This window comes from Pseudomonas poae RE*1-1-14, from assembly GCF_000336465.1.
In the GTDB taxonomy this organism is placed as follows: Bacteria; Pseudomonadota; Gammaproteobacteria; order Pseudomonadales; family Pseudomonadaceae; genus Aquipseudomonas; species Aquipseudomonas poae.
On the sequence record NC_020209.1, the window covers coordinates 3,758,447 to 3,772,548 of the forward strand.

Genomic DNA, 14,102 nt, shown 5'->3' on the forward strand with positions numbered 1-14,102 from the left:
GTTTGTTGTGGCGAGCTGGCTTGCCCCGCGTTGGGGTGCGAAGCGCCCCCAATCAAGGAAAATGCGGTTTACCTGACCCTGTGCAGAGTCAGGTTTTGGGGCTGCTGCGCAGCCCAACGCAGGACAAGCCTGCTCGCCACAGAGAATCGATTGCCTGAAATAGCTTATGTGCAGGCTAACGCGACTCTATCGCGAGCAAGCCCCCTCCCACGCGGTGACGCGCGCAATGTTTGCGCGAAACGTCAGGTAGTGCTTGAGCACCTGCACCGGCGCTTCGATCTGCGGGTAGTGGCCGATGTTGGTCAGCAGCACGGTGTCGGCATGGGGCACCAGTTGATGGTATCGCTCCACCATGTGTGCCCCGGAGATCGGGTCGACCTCGCCATCGATCACGCGCAACGGCACATCGCCCACTTGCATGGCCGCCACCCAGCGATCACGCAGGGTACGGCGCTGAGGCACGTAGGCGATGAGTTTGTGCAGGATGCGCGTGCCGTCGCTGGCACTGATCAGGCTCCAGAAATCGTCAAGGGCGCTTTCGCTGGGGCGGGTCCGGGGGCCGAAAATCTGGCTGAAGCTGTTGGACAAGGCGTTGCGTCCAAAGGCGCGGCTGATCATCCAGCCCAGTGGGCTGAGCAAGAGCTTTTGGACCAGCGCCGGGCGGTGGGTTTCGGGAAACAGCCCGCCGTTGAGGAACACGCAACTGGCCATCTGGAAGCGACCTTCGTAATGCCGGGCCAGCAGTTCCTGGGCGACGCTGTCGCCATAGTCATGGGCCAGCACATGCACGGGCTGCTCAACCCCCAGGTGCTTGAGCAGCGCCTGTTGCAGATCGGCCTGCTCCAGCAGGCAATAGCCGTGGTCCAGTGGCTTGGCCGAATCGCCGAAGCCGAGCATGTCGCAGGCAATCACCAGGTTGCGGTGGGCCAAGGGCTGCCACAGGTAGTGCCAGTCCCAACTGGCGGTGGGAAAGCCATGGATCAGCAGCAGCGGCTCACCCTGGCCGGCCACCCAATAACGAATGGTGTGGCCGCGAAAGTCAAAACTGCGGCTGCGCTTGCGCCAGGCACGCAACGGGATCTCGGCGAGTGGCATCAGGTTTTATACCCCAGGGCTTGCAGGTGGCGTTTGCGCGGCGGCGCCAGGGTTACACGCGTTTGCCGTTCGGCGGCGCTGACCTGGTTTCTGACGTTGGATAGCGATAGAACGGGGGATGGGCTCACGGCGATAACCTCCTTGGCGCATTTCTTATTGTTTTTTTCGTGGTGGGCCAGTCTAGTCAGACACTCTGGCGCGATGAGTTGCCTTCGCAGCCAGCTTGATGACCGTGCGAGTCAGTTGCAAGAATAGTTCGATCGAGGGTCGGCGGCGTCAGAGAAGCGCCGCCAGAAAAGCCGCAATCAGCCGCGCAGGGCCGCCACCAGATCGCCTAGCCAGGGCTCGGCGTCGGCTTCCGGGGTGACACTTTCGCTGGCGTCCAGGCGCAGCATCGGCAGCACTTCGCGCACGCCCAGTTCACTGAACAATTCGCGCATCTGCTCGCCACCGCCGCAAAAGGTATCGCCATAGCTGGCGTCGCCGAGGCCGATCACTGCGCCGGGCAGTCCGCGCCAGGCGGCGGGCAGTTGGTCACGGATGCTCGAATACAACGGCTGCAGATTGTCGGGCAGTTCGCCCATGCCGGTGGTGGACGTCACCGCAAGCAAAGCCTCGGGTGCAAACGCCTGCACATCTGCCAGGGTGGCGCGAGGGTTGTGCCAGGCTTCGAAACCGGCCGCAGTGAGGATGCCGACCGCATGGCGGGCGACTTCTTCAGCCGTGCCGTACACTGAGCCGGAAAGGATGGCGACTTTCATCAATCTGATCCTGTGGTTGAATGAAAGCCTGGGATATTAACAGCTGAGGCAAATATTTCGGTGCGCCCCGTGCAACATCCTGCCGGTGCCATAAACTGCCCTGTGTAAACACGCTTTGGATCGCTTAATGATTAACCCCAACCTGATGCAAATGGTGATCAACGCTTCCAACGACGGCATCGTGGTCGCCGAACGAGAAGGCCGCGAGACGCCGGTGATTTACGTCAACCCGGCTTTCGAGCGCCTGACCGGCTACACCCTCGATGAAATCCTCTATCAGGACTGCCGCTTCCTGCAGACCGGTGACCGCGACCAGCCAGGCCTGACGGTCGTTCGCAAAGCCATGCAGGAGGGTACATCCTGCCGCGAAGTCCTGCGCAACTACCGCAAGGATGGCACGCCGTTCTGGAATGAACTGTCGCTTTCAACGCTGTATAACGAGGCCGACAAGCTGACGTATTTCATCGGTGTGCAAAAGGACGTCACGCTGCAGGTAAAGGCTGAGCAGCGCGTCGTACAACTGGAAGCTGAACTGGCCAGGGTCAAGAGTGAGCTCGCAGCGCTGAAGGCCGCCGCCGGATCGAATAAAGTTTAGAAACCGTGGGCATTAGAATGGATAATCGCCCCTCACTCTTCCTCATTGAGCCCAATCAATGTCACGCGAAGCGCTTCTGACTCAGGACGAGTTGGATTTCATTCAGAACATGCAGCACAACCCTCAGCTCAATCTGAGGGATGCTTCGTCGAGCCTGACGGTCAATGGCGGTGCGCAATTGCGCGACCTGCTCACCCGGCTGGCGGCTCACGACCATGTCACGCTGCAGGCGCAATTCGACAACCAGCAACTCACCTTCCCCCTGCATTTGGTGGAGGATGAGTTCAATGCAGTGCATTTGCGCGTCGGCGTGCCGAGCATCTTTGAAGACGGGCCGATGATCCGCCCATGGCGCCTGGCGCTGGAGACACCGGTGGCGCTGGAAAACATCCGCGGCACCCCCGGCGCGCTGTGGGTGCATCAGGTGTCATTCAAGGGAGTGCTGGTGGAGATGCGAGGCCGGAGCAAGCCGCCCAGGACCTTTTCGCTGTGGTTCAGTCCATCGGGCTACGAGCGTATTTCGCTGCGCGGGACGTTCGAGCGGGAGACGGCGCGGGGCCTGTTTGCCTACCGCCTGAGCCAGGGCGATGCAGATGAAACCGAGCGCCTGCGCCAGTTCATCCTGCACGAACATCGCCGAGTGCACCCGCACATGCATGCCTGAATTCAGGCATCCAGCCTCGCGCCGAGAAACTGCTGCAAGCGAGCCTGCATCGACTGCCCGTCATTGCCCAGGCAGCCAATGGCGGAACCGGCCAGACTTTCGCGAGCCAGGTCCGATGCGTCCCCGGCCAGCAACAGCGGGCAGTCCAGGGTCAGCGCCAGGCGCCTGAGGCGCAGCGGCAGTTCGCTGCCGGGCGAATGATTGGAAAACAACACCAGCGCGCGCGGCCGGGTTTTTTCGCACACCAGCGTCAATTCATCGAAAGGCTGGCCCACACCCAGCACTTTGACCGAGAGCTGATCACTGCTCATCAAGACCCCCGCCACCAGCAACTCCAGCTCACGGCACTCGCCGGCAATGGCCGCCAGCAGCACACGTGGTACGGGCGAAGCGCAGGCCAGCCGCAGACGTTTTGACGTACTGGCACGCAGGAAGTTATCGAAGAACAACCATTCACTGGCCTGGCCGAAGCTGCCCTGGTGGCGCAACAGATCGTTCCACAGCGGCATGAGGATGTCCTGGAACGCTACGCTCGCCGGATAGGTCGCAAAAATCTGACCGTAGAGGGTCTCCAACTCGGCATCGTCAAAAGCGCTGATGGCGAGCATCAGTCGCGCCTGCCAACTCGGCCATTCACCCTCCTCGTCCGGGTTCTGCTCAGCGCGAACGACCACGGCCTGCTGGTCATCACGGGCGATGATCTTTGCGACCTTGCTGACGGCCAGGCCTCGATCGATCCAGTCGAGGATGCGATTCACCGTGTCGATATCCGCTCGGGAGTAAAGGCGATGCCCGCTTTCGGTGCGCGTGGGCTGGATCAGGGCATAACGACGTTCCCACGCACGCAAGGTGACGGGGTTGACCCCGGTCAACCTGGAGACTTCACGAATCGGAAGCAGCTCAGCGGAATCGGAGTCGGCAACCGGGGTGATTTCGTGGACAGGAGCAATGATTTCGGACATCAGGCGGCCAGCAGCATGTATGAAATTGGATCCTATTTAACGCTTTTATACCTTTGTTTTTCAAGGACCGGGCCTATCGGACCAAAGTCGCTGGCGTATTCGCGAAAAACAGGAATAATCCTTGCTTGCTTTTCAACAGAGCTGCAACACCCCGCAGCTTCGTTTGTGCGCCACCTACCCGGTTCAGCGCGCCCGTACATTCGGAGATACACAATGTCTACCTCACCCGTCACCTTGATGGTTGCGCGCCGCGTGGCCAAAGGGCGCTACGCAGAACTGATGGCCTGGCTGCGCGAAGGCGAGCAACTGGCCACGGACTTTCCCGGTTACCTGGGCTCCGGCGTACTGGCCCCGCCGCCCCATGACGATGAGTTCCAGATTATCTTCCGCTTCGCCGACGAAACCACCCTGCACGCCTGGGAGTTTTCCGCCTCGCGCAGTGCCTGGCTGAGCCGTGGCAGCGAGCTGTTTGCCGACCCGTCCGAGCACCGCGTGCGCGGCATCGATGGCTGGTTTGGCGCAGTGGGCGCGCGACCGCCACGCTGGAAGCAGGCAGTGGCGATCTGGCTGGCATTTTTCCCGGTGTCGCTGTTGTTCAACTTTGGCCTGGGGCCACTGCTGGGCGAGTTGGACCTGGTACCGCGCATTCTGGTCAGCACCCTGGCGCTCACACCGTTGATGGTGTTCTGGTTCATCCCACTGTCGACCCACCTGCTGGCCAACTGGCTCCATCCCTCACCGCCGACCAAGGTCACGCAAGCTCCCGCCTGAGTACAGGGAAGGCCGGTCGCTGGTATAGTTTCAACCTGCCCGCGACCCGAGCCTACCATGACCGCACCCCTTGCCCCGATCCTGATCACCGGCGCCGCCCAGCGCGTCGGCCTGCATTGTGCCGAGCGATTGCTGGACGCCGGTCAGCCGGTGATTTTCAGCTACCGCAGTGAGCGCCCTGGCGTTCACGCTCTGCGCGAGCGTGGCGCAACCGGCCTGTTTGCCGACTTCTCCAGTGAGGCCGGGATTCTTGCGTTTATCAACGCACTCAAGACCCACACCGATTGCCTGCGCGCCATCATTCATAACGCCTCGGCCTGGGTCGCGGAAACGCCGGGCGACGAAAGCCGCGCGTTTACCGACATGTTCAGCGTGCACATGCTTGCGCCTTATCTGATCAACCTGCATTGTTCAACCTTGCTGCAACGCTCGACACCTGCCGATATCGTGCACATCAGCGATGACGTAGTGCGCAAGGGCAGCCACCAGCACATCGCCTATTGCGCCACCAAGGCCGGGCTCGACAGCCTCACGCTGTCGTTTGCCGCGCAGTTCGCGCCGCTGATCAAGGTCAACGGCATCGCGCCGGCGATGGTGATGTTCAACGAGGGCGACGATGCGGCTTACCGCGAAAAAGTCCTGGCCAAGTCGGCCCTGGGCATCGAGCCCGGGCCGGATGTGATCTACCAGAGTGTTCGTTACCTGCTGGACAACCCCTATGTCACTGGAACCACCCTGACCGTTAACGGTGGGCGGCATATCAAGTAAGCCGTTTTTGAGGATGTTGTATGACTGTATCCCTGCCCCACCACTACCGCGAGATCCTTAAAGGCTTGGGTGAAGACCCGGAGCGCGAAGGCCTGCTCGACACCCCCAAGCGCGCCGCCAAGGCCATGCAGTACCTGTGTCATGGCTACGAGCAGAACCTGGAAACCATCGTCAACGGCGCGCTGTTTGCGTCCGACAACGATGAAATGGTGATCCTCAAGGACATCGAGCTGTATTCGCTGTGCGAGCACCACCTGCTGCCCTTTATCGGCAAGGCCCATGTGGCCTATATTCCGACCGGCAAGGTGCTGGGCCTGTCGAAGCTGGCGCGCATCGTGGACATGTTCGCCCGGCGCCTGCAGATCCAGGAAAACCTCACGCGGCAGATCGCCGACGCCATTCAGGACGTGACCCAGGCCGCCGGCGTGGCGGTGGTGATCGAGGCCCGGCACATGTGCATGATGATGCGCGGCGTGGAAAAACAGAATTCAACCATGAACACTTCGGTGATGCTCGGCGCATTTCGCGAGTCGAGCACCACGCGCATGGAGTTCCTGCAACTGATTGGACGGAGCAAGTAGCAATGCCACAACTTCAACCAGGCATGGCGCGCATCCGGGTCAAGGACCTGTGCCTGCGCACCTTTATCGGCATCAACGAGGATGAAATCCTCAACAAGCAGGACGTGCTGATCAACCTGACCATCCTGTATGCCGCCCAGGCCGCCGTGCGCGACAACGATATCGACCACGCCCTGAATTACCGCACCATCACCAAGGCGATCATTGCCCATGTGGAAGGCAACCGCTTTGCCTTGCTTGAGCGCCTCACCCAGGAACTGCTGGACCTGGTGATGGGCAATGAGTCCGTGCTGTATGCCGAAGTCGAAGTGGACAAGCCCCATGCGCTGCGCTTTGCCGAATCGGTGTCGATTACGTTGGCGGCAAGCCGCCCAGCCTCAAACAACAAGCTTCAACCCACAACTTAAAGCCATCCTCATCCCAACTTGCAGCTTGAAGCTTATCCGCTTGAAGCTGTCTCGAAGAGCCCCCCATGACCGACCAACAACGCCTCGAACTCGAAGCCGCCGCCTTTCGCCGACTGGTGGCGCACCTGGACAGCCGCAAGGATGTGCAGAACATCGACCTGATGAACCTGTCGGGCTTTTGCCGTAACTGCTTGTCCAAGTGGTACAAGGCCGAGGCCGACGAGCGCCAGATCGAACTGAGCCTGGATGATGCCCGGGAAGTGGTGTACGGCATGCCTTACGCCGAGTGGAAAGCCCAGTACCAGCAAGAAGCCAGCGCCGAGCAGCAGGCTGCGTTTGCCAAAGGAAAAACCCATGACTGACCTGAATACCCTGCACGCCAGCCTCAACAGCGGCGAACACGAATTTGCCGACACCCTGGCATTTATCGCCGCCGGTTACGACTACCAGCCGCAAGCTTTCACCAATGGCAGTGTGGAAAACGCTGCCGGGCAGAACGAGGGGTCGTGCAAGACCTTGGGTTTGGCGTTACTGGAAGGCTTGAGCGACCAGCAAGCATTGCTGGCTTTTGGGGAGCATTACCGGTCGGTGGTGTCCACGCCTGAGGGCAGCGACCATGGCAATATTCGCGCGCTGATCGAGCATGGCCTGGCCGGCGTAAAATTTGCGGCACAGCCTCTGACCCGCAAATGAGCCAGACATTTGCCTTGCAGTGTGATTTAGATTGGGCATAAAAAAACCGGCCTCACAGCCGGTTTTTTCAGTTCAACAAGTTTAGAACGACGCGTCCTTCAACCCATCGAGGTAGCGCTCGGCGTCCAGGGCGGCCATGCAGCCGGCGCCGGCCGAGGTGATGGCTTGGCGGTAAACGTGGTCGGCCACGTCACCGGCGGCGAAGATGCCGTCGATGTTGGTAGCAGTAGCGTTGCCTTCACGGCCGCCCTGCACCACCAGGTAACCGTCCTTGGCCTCGAGCACGCCTTCGAACAACGACGTGTTCGGGGTGTGGCCGATGGCGATGAACACGCCATCGACTTTCAACTCGTCAAAGCTGCCGTCGTTGTTTTTCAGGCGCGCACCGGTTACGCCCATGTTGTCACCCAGGACTTCGTCCAGCGTGGCGTTGAGCTTGAGGATGATTTTGCCTTCAGCGACACGGGCGTGCAGCTTGTCGATCAGAATCTTCTCGGCGCGGAAAGTCTCGCGACGGTGCACCAGGGTCACGGTGCTGGCGATATTAGCCAGGTACAGCGCCTCTTCCACGGCAGTGTTGCCACCACCGACCACGGCCACGGGCTTGTTGCGATAGAAAAAACCGTCGCAGGTGGCGCAGGCGGACACGCCCTTGCCCATGAACGCTTCTTCCGACGGCAGGCCCAGGTAACGGGCGCTGGCGCCAGTGGCAATGATCAGCGCGTCACAGGTGTACACGCCGCTGTCGCCGGTCAGGCTGTAAGGCTTTTTGGAGAAGTCGACTGTGTTGATGTGGTCGAAGACGATCTCGGTTTCGAAGCGCTCGGCGTGCTCCTTCATGCGCTCCATCAGCGCCGGGCCGGTCAGGCCGTGCACGTCGCCCGGCCAGTTGTCGACTTCGGTAGTGGTGGTCAGTTGACCGCCCGCCTGCATGCCGGTGATCAGCAGCGGCTTGAGGTTGGCCCGGGCAGCGTAGACGGCAGCGCTGTAACCGGCAGGGCCGGAACCTAGAATAATCACTCGCGAATGACGGGTATCAGACATGACTCACTCCTGTCGACCGCCCGCAGAACAGGGCGGCTGGAATAAAAAAGGACTGCGAAGCACTTGGGGAAGGCTTGAACTCGCAGATCCTGAAAATGATGGGTGCAGCGTATAGAGGGGGGCAAGATTAAGGAAATACGCATTAACAATCCAGCTCATAGGTGGTCTCTATGCAGTCGGCTCGACTCATCGACGGCTTTGTTACTGCTGATGTTGCCGCTTTCGACTTGCGTACAAAGTCGGTAAGGTCGGCGCGTTCGTCATCCTGCTCGGAGTTCACCATGCCCGCTCCTGTTCTTTCCGGCCCGCAATACCTGCGCGAAGGCCTCAAACTGGTATTGAGCCCCGGGCTACGCCTGTTTGTGTTGCTGCCGCTGGCGATCAACCTGGCGCTGTTCGTCGGCTTGATCTATTTCGCCGGCCATCAGTTCAGCCTGTGGGTCGATCACCTGATGCCAACACTGCCCAGTTGGCTGAGCTTCCTGAATTACCTGTTGTGGCCGCTGTTTGTGGTGCTGGTGGTGCTGATGGTGTTTTTCACTTTTACCATGCTCGCCAATATCATCGCGGCGCCGTTCAACGGTTTTCTGTCGGAGAAAGTCGAAGTGGTGGTACGCGGCACCGACGACTTCCCGGCGTTCAGCTGGGGCGAGTTGATCGCCATGGTCCCGCGCACCCTGACCCGGGAAATGCGCAAGCTGGGCTATTTCCTGCCCCGCGCCATCGGTCTGTTTATCCTGTCGTTCATTCCCGTGGTCAACCTGATCGCAGCGCCGCTTTGGCTGCTGTTCGGTGTGTGGATGATGGCGATCCAGTACATCGACTACCCGGCCGACAACCACAAACTGGGCTGGAACGAAATGCTCGCCTGGCTGCGCCAGAAGCGCTGGCAGAGCATGAGCTTTGGCGGGGTCGTCTATCTGGTGCTGCTGGTCCCGGTGGTGAACCTGCTGATGATGCCGGCAGCGGTGGCCGGCGCCACGTTGTTCTGGGTGCGCGAGCAAGGGGCCGAGGCGATGGCGGCGAAACCGATCACTCGGTCATAAATCCATCATCCACGCGACACATTGACGACATGGCCCACGGCGACACTGTGGGTCATGACGACAGCCTCGCTCCATATCACCCTGATCACCGAAACCTTCCCGCCAGAAATCAACGGGGTGGCCAATACCCTTGGCCGCCTGTGCGACGGTTTGCGCGCGCGTGGCCATGTAGTCGAACTGGTGCGCCCGCGCCAGGGCATCGACCAGTGCCGGCCCAGCGACGACGAACTGCTGCTGTGCCGCGGCTGGCCGTTGCCGGGCTACCCAGGCCTGCAATGGGGCCAGTCGTCGATGCACAAGCTGTTGCGACGCTGGACGCGCCAACGCCCGGATGTGCTGTACATCGCCACCGAGGGGCCGCTGGGGCTCTCGGCGCTGCGCGCGGCGCGGCGCCTGGGGATCAGCGTGGTGAGTGGCTTTCACACCAACTTTCAGCAATACACCAACCGCTACGGAATGAGCCTGCTGAGCAGGATGGTCACGCATTACCTGCGCTGGTTTCATAATCGCTCGGCCCTGACCCTGGTGCCCAGCGCCAGCCAGCGCCTGGAGTTGGAACGTCGGCAGTTCGAACGTCTGGGGATGTTGTCACGTGGGGTCGACAGCCAACTGTTCCATCCCGCCAAACGTGACTGCACGCTGCGTGAAACCTGGGGCCTGGAGAACGACGACATTGCCGTGCTGCACGTGGGGCGCCTGGCTGCGGAGAAAAACCTCGGGGTGCTCAAACGCTGTTTTGAAGGGTTGCAGGACAGCTATCCCGCTCGACGCATGAAGCTGATCATCGTGGGCGACGGCCCGCAACGCGCTGTACTGGAACGCGACCTGCCCGAGGCGGTGTTCTGCGGCACCCGGCGTGGCGAAGAACTGGCGCGCCATTACGCTTGCGGCGATCTGTTCCTGTTTCCCAGCCTGACCGAGACCTTCGGCAATGTGGTGCTCGAAGCCATGGCCTCGGGGCTTGGTGTGGTCGCGTACGACCAGGCGGCGGCCACCCAGCATATTCGCCACGGCTACAACGGCGTACTGGCCATGCCTGGCGATGAGGGCGCGTTCTGCGATGCGGCCATCTGGCTGCTGGAAGAACGCGAAACCTTGCGCAGGGCGCGCCTGAACGCACGCCAGCATGCGAGTCGCCAGGGATGGACGGCGATTATCGAGCAGTTCGAGCGCCAGTTGCGGGGGGTGTGCAAGGAGCCGCATCCGTCGCCGCTCCTTACGCCCTTTACACCAGGGTCGTCAGCGCCTCACGACTGAACGGCAGGATATCGCCCTCACGTCCTTCACGCACCTTAACCGCCCATTCCGGGTCTACCAGCAGGGCGCGACCCACGGCCACCAGATCGAATTCGCCGTTGTTCAGACGCTCGAGCAGATTTTCCAGGCTGGCGGGCTGCGCGACCTTATCGGTGTTGACCATGAACTGCAGGAACTCGCCATCCAGGCCGACGCTGCCCACGGTGATAGTAGGCTTGCCCGTGAGCTGACGTGTCCAGCCAGCCAGATTGAGGTCGGAGCCTTCGAACTCCGGCTCCCAGAAGCGACGGGTGGAGCAGTGAAAAATATCCACGCCGGCGTCGGACAACGGTTTGAGGAATTCACCCAGCGCCTCGGGGGTTTGCACCAGACGCGCGGTGTAGTCCTGCTGTTTCCACTGGGAGAAACGGAAGATGATCGGGAAATCCGGGCCCACGGCGGCGCGGGTGGCCTGGATCAACTCGATGGCAAAACGCGAACGGTTGGCCAGACTTCCTCCGTATTCGTCGGTGCGCTGGTTGCTGCCCTCCCAGAAGAACTGATCGACCAGATAACCATGGGCACCATGGATTTCCACGCCATCCATGCCAATGCGCTGGGCATCCCTGGCGGACTGGGCGAAGGCGTCGATCACGTCCTTGATGTCCTGAACGGTCATGCCGTGGACGACCACCTTGCCGTCCTTGAGTTTTTCCATCGGGCCGTAAGCCGGCACGCTGGCGTCAGGCTCGGTGCCCGGACGACGCACACTGCCCACGTGCCACAGTTGCGGGACGATCTTGCCGCCTTCGGCATGGACGGCGTCGACCACCTGCTTCCAGCCAGCCAGAGCGGCTTCGCCGTAAAAATGCGGGACGTTGGGGTAGCCGTTGGAGGCCGGGTGACCGACCACGGTGCCCTCGCTGATGATCAGGCCCACGCCAGCGGCGGCGCGGCGGCGGTAGTACTCGATAACCTTGGCGTTGGGCACGCCGCCCGGGGAAAAGGAACGGGTCATGGGCGCCATGACCACGCGGGTCGACAGTTGCAGCGTACCGAGTTGGAAGGGTTTGAACAGGGCTTGGACAGACACGGCACACTCCACGAAAGACGGGTTTATGACGTGGATAATATGGGCCATGCCGCGCGCCGCACAGCACTATTGATAGGAGTGATTGAAGTCCAGAAGCGAGCGAAGTGTGACTCAGCTCAGGGCTTTTTCGATGGCCTGGACGATTGCCGGGTCTTCCGGCGGGGTACGTGGCGAGAAACGCGCCAGCACGCGTCCATCTTTGCCCAACAGGAATTTCTCGAAGTTCCAGGTGATATCCCCGGGGAACTCGGCGCCCTCGCCCGCCAGCAAGCGGTATAACTGGTGACGCTCAGGGCCGTTCACGTCGAGCTTGCTGCCCAGGGGAAACGTGACGCCGTAATTCAGACTGCAGAACTGGCTGATCTCTTCGTCGGTGCCCGGTTCCTGCCCCGCAAACTGATTGCACGGCAGGCCCAGCACCGTGAAACCCTGGCTCTTGTACTGCTGATAGAGGTTTTCGAGCGCCGCATATTGCGGGGTCAAACCACATTTGGAGGCCACGTTGACCACCAGCACCACTTGCCCCTTCAAGGGTGCCAGCGGCAGCTCTTGACCGTCCAAAGCTTTGAGTTTCAGGTCGTGGAAAGCACTCATGACGAACTCCAGATATCCATGTTCTTTGCGTTGCACAGATTCGAGATTACAGACCGCGAGCCTGCAATCATAGACACCGCTGACAAAACTCGCCCGCCGGTTACTGAGCGGTTGGCCACGGCAGAATCGGAATCGCAGTGACCGCATTCTGCGGGCTGCCCTCGATCAGACGGTCGCTGTAGACCAGATACACCAGGGTATTGCGCTTCTTGTCGAGAAAGCGCACCACCTGCATGGTCTTGAACACCAGCGAGGTGCGCTCCTTGAACACTTCGTCGCCATCCTTGAGATCGCCCTTGAAGTGGATCGGCCCGACCTGACGGCAGGCAATCGAAGCTTCGGCGCGATCTTCGGCCAGACCCAGGCCGCCTTTGACACCGCCGGTCTTGGCGCGGGACAGGTAGCAGGTCACGCCATCGACCTTGGGGTCGTCAAAGGCTTCGACAACGATACGGTCGTTGGGGCCGACAAACTTGAACACTGTCGACACCTGGGCGATTTCTTCGGCTGAGGCCACCAGCGGTGTGAGCAACAACAGGCCGAGCACGCACTTCATTAAACGCATCGTGTATTCCTTTGATTAAACCAGGATCAGGTTGTCGCGGTGAACCAGTTCCGGCTCGGCCATGTAACCCAATACTCCGACAATGGCGTCAGACGATTGTCCAATAATCTTCTGCGCTTCCAGGGCACTGTAGTTGGCCAGGCCCCGGGCGATTTCGCGACCATCAGGCGCTACACACACCACCATCTCGCCACGGCGGAAGCTGCCCTGCACCCGTTTGACGCCCACCGGCAACAGGCTCTTGTTGCCCTGAGATAACGCCGAGACCGCACCGGCGTCCAGCACCAGGGTGCCACGGGTTTGCAAATGCCCCGCCAGCCACTGCTTGCGCGCCGCCAGCATGCCGCGCTCCGGCGACAGCAGCGTGCCGATGCGCTCGCCGGCCTTTAGGCGATCCAGCACGCGCTCAAGGCGCCCGCCAACGATGATGGTGTGAGCACCGGAACGCGCCGCCAGGCGAGCGGCGCGCAGCTTGGTCTGCATGCCGCCACGACCCAGGGCGCCGCCGACGCTGCCGGCGACCGCGTCCAGCGCGGGGTCGTCCGCGCGCGCCTCATAAATAAGCTGCGCGTCGGGGTTGTTGCGCGGGTCGGCGTCGAACATGCCGTCGCGATCAGTCAGAATCACCAGCAAGTCGGCTTCGACCAGATTGGCGACCAGCGCGGCCAGGGTGTCGTTGTCGCCGAAGCGGATTTCATCGGTGACCACCGTGTCGTTCTCGTTGATCACCGGGATCACCTTGAGCTCCACCAGTGCGCGCAAGGTGCTGCGGGCGTTGAGGTAGCGCTTGCGGTCGGACAGGTCGTCGTGGGTCAGCAGGATCTGCGCCGTATGGCGACCATGCTCGGCAAAGCTCGATTCCCAGGCCTGCACCAGACCCATCTGGCCGATGGCGGCGGCGGCTTGCAGTTCATGCATCGCGCTGGGTCGCGCGGTCCAGCCGAGGCGGCTCATGCCGGCAGCAACGGCGCCCGAGGACACCAGCACCAACTCCACGCCCGCTTCATGCAAGGCCACCATCTGCTCGACCCAGACGCTCATTGCTGCGCGATCCAGACCTTTGCCATCCGCCGTCAGCAGCGCACTTCCGATCTTTACGACCCAGCGCTGCGCGCCTGTCACTTTGCTCCGCATCATCTTCAACCTTAGAGTGAGGGCTGCACGCGACCCAGCGCTGCCCATAACGTTATACCCGGATACTAAAACGCCGCTCTACAAGGAGCGGCG

At 61.3% G+C, this 14,102-nt stretch carries 19 protein-coding genes; 10 read left to right on the forward strand and 9 right to left on the reverse strand.

Annotated elements, in window-relative coordinates; translation table 11 throughout:
- Positions 1-186: 186 nt before the first annotated feature.
- The 3 genes from H045_RS16385 to H045_RS16390 all read right to left on the reverse strand — a co-directional run bounded on the left by H045_RS16385 (position 187) and on the right by H045_RS16390 (position 1,856).
- The gene (locus tag H045_RS16385) at positions 187-1,095 is read right to left on the reverse strand and encodes an alpha/beta fold hydrolase (protein ID WP_015372937.1); all 909 of its coding nucleotides are present in this window, start codon (positions 1,093-1,095) and stop codon (positions 187-189) included.
- On the reverse strand, positions 1,095-1,223 hold the full coding sequence (locus tag H045_RS25650) for a hypothetical protein (RefSeq protein WP_256094212.1): 129 nt from the start codon (positions 1,221-1,223) through the stop codon (positions 1,095-1,097). The genes H045_RS16385 and H045_RS25650 overlap by 1 nt, the downstream gene beginning before the upstream one ends.
- Positions 1,224-1,400: 177 nt before the next feature.
- Positions 1,401-1,856 (reverse strand): flavodoxin, encoded by a 456-nt coding sequence (locus H045_RS16390; protein WP_015372938.1) that lies wholly within the window; start codon positions 1,854-1,856, stop codon positions 1,401-1,403.
- Between the two features lie 127 nt (positions 1,857-1,983).
- On the opposite strand from H045_RS16390, the gene H045_RS16395 reads away from it, so the two are divergent.
- The gene (locus H045_RS16395) at positions 1,984-2,451 is read left to right on the forward strand and encodes a PAS domain-containing protein (protein ID WP_003230825.1); all 468 of its coding nucleotides are present in this window, start codon (positions 1,984-1,986) and stop codon (positions 2,449-2,451) included.
- 58 nt (positions 2,452-2,509) lie between these two features.
- Positions 2,510-3,115: a hypothetical protein gene (locus H045_RS16400; RefSeq protein WP_003230827.1), complete on the forward strand. Its 606-nt coding sequence runs from the start codon at positions 2,510-2,512 to the stop codon at positions 3,113-3,115.
- Between the two features lie 2 nt (positions 3,116-3,117).
- Here the strand turns inward: H045_RS16400 and H045_RS16405 are convergent, their stop codons facing one another.
- Entirely contained in the window at positions 3,118-4,077 is a 960-nt protein-coding gene (locus H045_RS16405) for a MerR family transcriptional regulator (protein ID WP_015372939.1), read from the reverse strand.
- Positions 4,078-4,290: 213 nt separating this feature from the next.
- Here H045_RS16405 and H045_RS16410 point away from each other — a divergent pair, with 213 nt between their 5' ends.
- From H045_RS16410 to H045_RS16435, 6 genes are all read left to right on the forward strand, one after another.
- Complete coding sequence (locus H045_RS16410; protein ID WP_015372940.1) at positions 4,291-4,848, forward strand: putative antibiotic biosynthesis monooxygenase; 558 nt, start codon at positions 4,291-4,293, stop codon at positions 4,846-4,848.
- 57 nt (positions 4,849-4,905) lie between these two features.
- Positions 4,906-5,616: a dihydromonapterin reductase gene (folM, locus tag H045_RS16415; RefSeq protein WP_015372941.1), complete on the forward strand. Its 711-nt coding sequence runs from the start codon at positions 4,906-4,908 to the stop codon at positions 5,614-5,616.
- 20 nt (positions 5,617-5,636) lie between these two features.
- Entirely contained in the window at positions 5,637-6,197 is a 561-nt protein-coding gene (folE, locus tag H045_RS16420) for a GTP cyclohydrolase I FolE (RefSeq protein ID WP_003230834.1), read from the forward strand.
- A gap of 2 nt (positions 6,198-6,199) precedes the next feature.
- Complete coding sequence (folX, locus tag H045_RS16425; RefSeq protein ID WP_003230837.1) at positions 6,200-6,604, forward strand: dihydroneopterin triphosphate 2'-epimerase; 405 nt, start codon at positions 6,200-6,202, stop codon at positions 6,602-6,604.
- A gap of 65 nt (positions 6,605-6,669) precedes the next feature.
- On the forward strand, positions 6,670-6,966 hold the full coding sequence (locus H045_RS16430; protein WP_003230838.1) for a DUF1244 domain-containing protein: 297 nt from the start codon (positions 6,670-6,672) through the stop codon (positions 6,964-6,966).
- On the forward strand, positions 6,959-7,297 hold the full coding sequence (locus tag H045_RS16435; protein ID WP_003230840.1) for a HopJ type III effector protein: 339 nt from the start codon (positions 6,959-6,961) through the stop codon (positions 7,295-7,297). Before H045_RS16430 ends, H045_RS16435 begins: the two co-directional genes overlap by 8 nt.
- 81 nt (positions 7,298-7,378) lie before the next feature.
- Here the strand turns inward: H045_RS16435 and trxB are convergent, their stop codons facing one another.
- Complete coding sequence (trxB, locus tag H045_RS16440) at positions 7,379-8,341, reverse strand: thioredoxin-disulfide reductase (RefSeq protein WP_003230844.1); 963 nt, start codon at positions 8,339-8,341, stop codon at positions 7,379-7,381.
- Positions 8,342-8,622: 281 nt separating this feature from the next.
- Between trxB and cysZ the strand changes: the two genes are divergently transcribed.
- Entirely contained in the window at positions 8,623-9,387 is a 765-nt protein-coding gene (gene cysZ, locus H045_RS16445; protein ID WP_015372942.1) for a sulfate transporter CysZ, read from the forward strand.
- Between the two features lie 54 nt (positions 9,388-9,441).
- The gene (locus tag H045_RS16450; RefSeq protein WP_015372943.1) at positions 9,442-10,644 is read left to right on the forward strand and encodes a glycosyltransferase family 4 protein; all 1,203 of its coding nucleotides are present in this window, start codon (positions 9,442-9,444) and stop codon (positions 10,642-10,644) included.
- On the opposite strand, the gene H045_RS16455 is transcribed toward H045_RS16450, so the two are convergent.
- The 4 genes from H045_RS16455 to proB all read right to left on the reverse strand — a co-directional run bounded on the left by H045_RS16455 (position 10,613) and on the right by proB (position 14,009).
- Positions 10,613-11,716 (reverse strand): NADH:flavin oxidoreductase, encoded by a 1,104-nt coding sequence (locus H045_RS16455; RefSeq protein WP_003230850.1) that lies wholly within the window; start codon positions 11,714-11,716, stop codon positions 10,613-10,615. The genes H045_RS16450 and H045_RS16455 overlap by 32 nt on opposite strands.
- Positions 11,717-11,827: 111 nt before the next feature.
- On the reverse strand, positions 11,828-12,310 hold the full coding sequence (locus H045_RS16460) for a glutathione peroxidase (protein WP_003230852.1): 483 nt from the start codon (positions 12,308-12,310) through the stop codon (positions 11,828-11,830).
- Positions 12,311-12,410: 100 nt separating this feature from the next.
- Positions 12,411-12,875, reverse strand: a complete 465-nt coding sequence (locus tag H045_RS16465; RefSeq protein ID WP_032869812.1) for a CreA family protein — start codon at positions 12,873-12,875, stop codon at positions 12,411-12,413.
- Between the two features lie 15 nt (positions 12,876-12,890).
- Positions 12,891-14,009, reverse strand: a complete 1,119-nt coding sequence (proB, locus tag H045_RS16470; RefSeq protein WP_003230854.1) for a glutamate 5-kinase — start codon at positions 14,007-14,009, stop codon at positions 12,891-12,893.
- Between the last annotated feature and the right edge of the window lie 93 nt (positions 14,010-14,102).

Bases quoted from the DNA above. Each gene is read 5' to 3' on its own strand.
- H045_RS16395 (WP_003230825.1), top strand. From the start codon at position 1,984: ATGATTAACCCCAACCTGATGCAAATGGTGATCAACGCTTCCAACGAC.
- cysZ (WP_015372942.1), top strand. From the start codon at position 8,623: ATGCCCGCTCCTGTTCTTTCCGGCCCGCAATACCTGCGCGAAGGCCTC.
- H045_RS16405 (WP_015372939.1), bottom strand. From the start codon at position 4,077: ATGTCCGAAATCATTGCTCCTGTCCACGAAATCACCCCGGTTGCCGAC.
- folX (WP_003230837.1), top strand. From the start codon at position 6,200: ATGCCACAACTTCAACCAGGCATGGCGCGCATCCGGGTCAAGGACCTG.
- trxB (WP_003230844.1), bottom strand. From the start codon at position 8,341: ATGTCTGATACCCGTCATTCGCGAGTGATTATTCTAGGTTCCGGCCCT.
- H045_RS16450 (WP_015372943.1), top strand. From the start codon at position 9,442: ATGACGACAGCCTCGCTCCATATCACCCTGATCACCGAAACCTTCCCG.
- H045_RS16430 (WP_003230838.1), top strand. From the start codon at position 6,670: ATGACCGACCAACAACGCCTCGAACTCGAAGCCGCCGCCTTTCGCCGA.
- H045_RS16400 (WP_003230827.1), top strand. From the start codon at position 2,510: ATGTCACGCGAAGCGCTTCTGACTCAGGACGAGTTGGATTTCATTCAG.
- folM (WP_015372941.1), top strand. From the start codon at position 4,906: ATGACCGCACCCCTTGCCCCGATCCTGATCACCGGCGCCGCCCAGCGC.
- H045_RS16385 (WP_015372937.1), bottom strand. From the start codon at position 1,095: ATGCCACTCGCCGAGATCCCGTTGCGTGCCTGGCGCAAGCGCAGCCGC.
- H045_RS16410 (WP_015372940.1), top strand. From the start codon at position 4,291: ATGTCTACCTCACCCGTCACCTTGATGGTTGCGCGCCGCGTGGCCAAA.
- H045_RS16460 (WP_003230852.1), bottom strand. From the start codon at position 12,310: ATGAGTGCTTTCCACGACCTGAAACTCAAAGCTTTGGACGGTCAAGAG.
- proB (WP_003230854.1), bottom strand. From the start codon at position 14,009: ATGCGGAGCAAAGTGACAGGCGCGCAGCGCTGGGTCGTAAAGATCGGA.
- H045_RS16390 (WP_015372938.1), bottom strand. From the start codon at position 1,856: ATGAAAGTCGCCATCCTTTCCGGCTCAGTGTACGGCACGGCTGAAGAA.
- H045_RS16465 (WP_032869812.1), bottom strand. From the start codon at position 12,875: ATGCGTTTAATGAAGTGCGTGCTCGGCCTGTTGTTGCTCACACCGCTG.
- H045_RS16435 (WP_003230840.1), top strand. From the start codon at position 6,959: ATGACTGACCTGAATACCCTGCACGCCAGCCTCAACAGCGGCGAACAC.
- folE (WP_003230834.1), top strand. From the start codon at position 5,637: ATGACTGTATCCCTGCCCCACCACTACCGCGAGATCCTTAAAGGCTTG.